Here is a 3,607-nt window from a genome sequence, read left to right as displayed (position 1 = left end):
CGGCGAACTGGGCAGCCTACGGACCAACGGGTCGTGCGCGAGGGGACAGCTGCGGGAACCGGCCCTGGGGAGGCGTTCCTACTGCCCCGGCGCTCCGACCAGCTTTCCGTCGGGCGCGACGGCGTACCACGTGCCGCCCACGCCCTGGCCGTTGATGTCGCCGGGCGACTTGTCACCGGAGAAGGTGTAGATCGGCGAGCAGTTGACCGTCTGCTGCTTGACGCCGTCACCCCGGGTGAAGCTCATCAGGCCCTTCTTCTGGACGCCCTTGGTGTCGTTCGCGTCCACCGGCGCCACCGCCGGCCACTTCTCCAGGCACGGGCCGTTGCAGTTCGACACCGGCTTGGGCCACGCCTTGTCCTTCAGGAACCGGTAGACGGTCATGCCGTTCTTGTCGACGACGATGTTGCCGAGGTTCGGGTCCTTGCGGACGGACAGCCCGGCCAGAGCGGCGTCTCCGCCGCCGCCACCGGCGCCGCCCCCGCCGCCGCCCTTGGCCTTCTTGCCCTCGGGGGTCAGCGCGAACCACTTGTTGCCGACGCCCTGGCCGGTGGTGTCGCCGGCGTTGGCGTCCTTGGCGTAGTAGTAGGCGGGCCAGCCGGCCACGGTGAGCTGCTTGCTGCCGTCGGCGCGGGTGATCTCGCCGAGCAGCGACTTGTCGATGCCGTCGCCGGCGGTCGCGTCGTCGGCGGACACCGGCGGCCAGGCGGTCGCGCAGTCCCCGTCACAGTTCGACTTCGGAGGTTCCGCGGTGTCCGCGTCGAAGCGGTAGAGGGTCTTGCCGGCGCCGTCGGTGAGGATCTTGCCCAGTTCCGGGTTCGCGGCGACGGCCAGTTCGCCCGTCGATCCGCCCTGCGCTCCGGTGCCCGCACCGACGCCGCCGGGCGCGGGGCTCGCGCTGGCGCCGACCTGACCGTAACCGCTGCCGACGCCCCCGATGCCACCGGCCGGAGCCGTGGCCCCGACGTTCTGGCTCGACGCTGACGTGCCGCTTTCCGATCCGCACGCCGTCGTCAGCGCCAGTACGGCCACGGTGCCAGCCGCGAGTGAGGCGCTCCGCCAGGTGGTCTTCATCGTCAACAACTCCCCGATCGTCCCAAGGTGTTGCGGCGCCCTGCTGCGCCACCGCACGACACTGGGTACGCATGCGGAGGTCCGTTGTGTTCAACCGCGGCACAAATTTCTTTCCGCGGCCGGTGACGCGCCCCGGTCCCGGACGCCCACGCCGGCTCTCGGACCGGGGCCCCGCCTGCACGAACGACGCCGATCGCACAGCTGAACGACGGGCCGCATACGCGCACGCACCACCCGGCAAACCCGTGGAACCGCAGTTCCCCCGTTCGGGGCAATCCCCGCCGGGCGAGGGCTCCGGCCGCCGCGCGAGGCCGCATGATCTCCGTCGTGCATGGACCCGAACCGACCCGAACCGCCCTCGTCACCCGAGGTCTGGCCCTGGTGACCGCGGTCTGGATCCTCGCCGCCGTCCCGGCCGGCGTGGCGACGGCCGACGCGTGCGCGTACGCCTCGACGGGCCCGGACGGCGCCGAGGCGGTGGCCGTCGCGGGGAGTTACGGGTGGCAGGACTCCCCCGTCTGCCCGCAGCCCACCCCGCCGCCCGAGCCGCCGAAGCCGCAACCGCCCGAACCGACGCCGACCCCCACCCCCACGCCCGCCCCGCCCCGACCCCCGGCGCCGGCCCCGAAGCCGCCGCCCCCGGCGCTACGGCCGCCGGCGCCCAAGCCGCGCCCGCAACCGCCTGCGCCCCCGCCGCCGCGCCACGCTGCGCCTCCCCCACGGCCGGCCCCGACGCCCCCGCCCCCGCCCGCGCCGGCCCCCGCCCGCGAGCCGGCGCCCGCTCCGCCCCCCTCGGCAGCTCCGGTGACCTACCCGCCCTACCGCGCGACGGCGCGTCAGCGGCCCGCCCGCGGGGGACAGTCGCCGGTCACCTATGTCCTGCTCGTCACCGTGCCCGCGCTGGTCGCCGTCGCCGCGCTGCGACCGCGCTGACGCCGATCCTGGAGGCTTTCCTTGCCGGAATGGCTTGTTCTCACCCTCGCGATGCTCGCCGCCTGCGCGGTGGTGGTCGTCATCACGCTCGTACGGCACCGCAGGGCGCCCGAGGACGAGGACCCCTCGGAGACCCCGGACGTCATCGAGTACATGACGATGTGGATCGGCGTGGTGTACGCCATCGTCCTCGGTCTGGCCATCGCCGGCGTCTGGGAGGCGCGCAGCGTCGCCCAGGACCATGTGCAGGCCGAGGCGCAGGCGCTGCACGAGATCTCCGAGCGGGTGCGGGTGTACCCGGCGGACGTGCGTGACCGCATTCGAGCGGATGTCAACGCCTATGTCGGACACGTCGTCACCACGGAGTGGAAGGAGATGGCCGACGGCGCCGAGGTGAACGGGCGCGGCGACGAGCTCCTCCACCGGGTCCGGGTGGACGTCACCGACTACCGGCCGGCCTCCGACTTCCAGGCGCAGGCCTACCAGCCGCTGCTGGACCAGCTGGCCGCGGCCGACCAGGCGCGCAACGCCCGCGCCGAGTCGACGGGGGCGACCATGCCCGGCGTGGTGTGGTTCGGGCTGCTGGCGGGGGCCGTCATCACCATCGGCATGGTGTTCGCGCTGCAGATCCGGCGCACCACCCGCGAGCTGGTCCTGGCCGGGCTGTTCTCCGCGCTCATCGCCTTCCTGCTCTTCCTCATCTGGGACTTCGACGCGCCGTACAGCCGCGGTGTCAGCGCGTCGGCGGAACCGTTCCTCCGTCTGTTCCCGGGAATCGGGAGCTGAGGCACCCGGGACCGACGTCCTCTGGGGACCGAGGTGCGTTCACGCGCACGTCCGCGCGCCGGGGGACGGCCGCCACGCCGCCGTCGTCCCCCGGGTGCAGGAACGGCGTCGCCCGAGCGGCCCACACCTGTGCCCCATTCGCACGACAGCGATCGCGGGAGCGCACACGCGTTCCTAGCGTTTCGGTCATCGAGGCGCATTGCTGGAGAGAGCGGAACAGGTCCGCGGCTGCCCTCGGGACCGGAGGATCCACCATGCCCGCGATACGCGTCGCTTCGGCCGCCCTGCTGGGCGTCACCGCCCTGACCTGCTTCGCACCTGCCGCCGTGGCGAGCGACGACGACAACCACTACGTCATGGCCAACGGCTACCGGGTGCTGCCCTCGACGGTCGCAGCGGGCGGCGAGGTCGTTCTCCAGGTCGACCGGGTGGCCAGCGGCTGCCGGAGCTCCGTGAAGGTCACGTCGGGGGTGTTCGACGCCGTCGTCATCCCGAAGGGCTCCACGTCGGCGACGGCACAGGTCGACTGGGACGCCGAGCCGGGCGTCTCGTACCGGGTGACGTTCGCCTGCGGCGGCGTGAGCGCGGTCAAGGAGCTGACGATCGCCGCCGTCCGTCCGGATCCCGTGCACCCTCGGCCGCCCGGGGGTGTGCACGCCGGTGAGGGCGGCACGTCGGCCGGGTTCGACCTCCAGGAGATCGGGCTGGGCGCGGCGCTCATCGCGGGTTCGGTCGCCGCCGCCTACCGCGTCGCGCGACGCCGCTCGGGCGAGGACGGCGGCTGACGGCCCGTCGCACACGGGGCTTCGCCCCG

4 protein-coding genes are annotated in these 3,607 nt (G+C 73.5%); 3 read left to right on the top strand and 1 reads right to left on the bottom strand.

Translation table 11 applies throughout. The features are described from left to right. Positions 1–78: 78 nt before the first annotated feature. On the bottom strand, positions 79–1,074 hold the full coding sequence (locus ABT300_RS42335; RefSeq protein ID WP_351688020.1) for an SCO0930 family lipoprotein: 996 nt from the start codon (positions 1,072–1,074) through the stop codon (positions 79–81). Positions 1,075–1,401: 327 nt separating this feature from the next. Between ABT300_RS42335 and ABT300_RS42330 the strand changes: the two genes are divergently transcribed. The 3 genes from ABT300_RS42330 to ABT300_RS42320 all read left to right on the top strand — a co-directional run bounded on the left by ABT300_RS42330 (position 1,402) and on the right by ABT300_RS42320 (position 3,578). Beyond that, on the top strand, positions 1,402–2,007 hold the full coding sequence (locus ABT300_RS42330; protein ID WP_351688019.1) for a hypothetical protein: 606 nt from the start codon (positions 1,402–1,404) through the stop codon (positions 2,005–2,007). 21 nt (positions 2,008–2,028) lie between these two features. Next, positions 2,029–2,793 carry a bestrophin-like domain gene (locus ABT300_RS42325; protein WP_351688016.1) on the top strand — a complete coding sequence of 255 codons (765 nt, stop codon included), beginning with the start codon at positions 2,029–2,031 and terminating at the stop codon, positions 2,791–2,793. 254 nt (positions 2,794–3,047) lie between these two features. After that, a complete protein-coding gene (locus tag ABT300_RS42320) occupies positions 3,048–3,578 on the top strand; it encodes a hypothetical protein (protein WP_351688013.1) in 531 nt (176 codons plus the stop codon). Positions 3,579–3,607 lie beyond the last annotated feature (29 nt).

The sequence above is a fragment of the Streptomyces sp. NPDC001027 genome (assembly GCF_040299045.1).
In the GTDB taxonomy this organism is placed as follows: Bacteria; Actinomycetota; Actinomycetes; order Streptomycetales; family Streptomycetaceae; genus Streptomyces.
The sequence above is the reverse complement of the archived record's forward strand: the minus strand, read 5'-3'. Positions and strand labels throughout refer to the sequence as shown.

Coding starts and splice junctions, on each gene's coding strand:
- ABT300_RS42335 (WP_351688020.1), bottom strand. CDS start 1,074: ATGAAGACCACCTGGCGGAGCGCCTCACTCGCGGCTGGCACCGTGGCC.
- ABT300_RS42320 (WP_351688013.1), top strand. CDS start 3,048: ATGCCCGCGATACGCGTCGCTTCGGCCGCCCTGCTGGGCGTCACCGCC.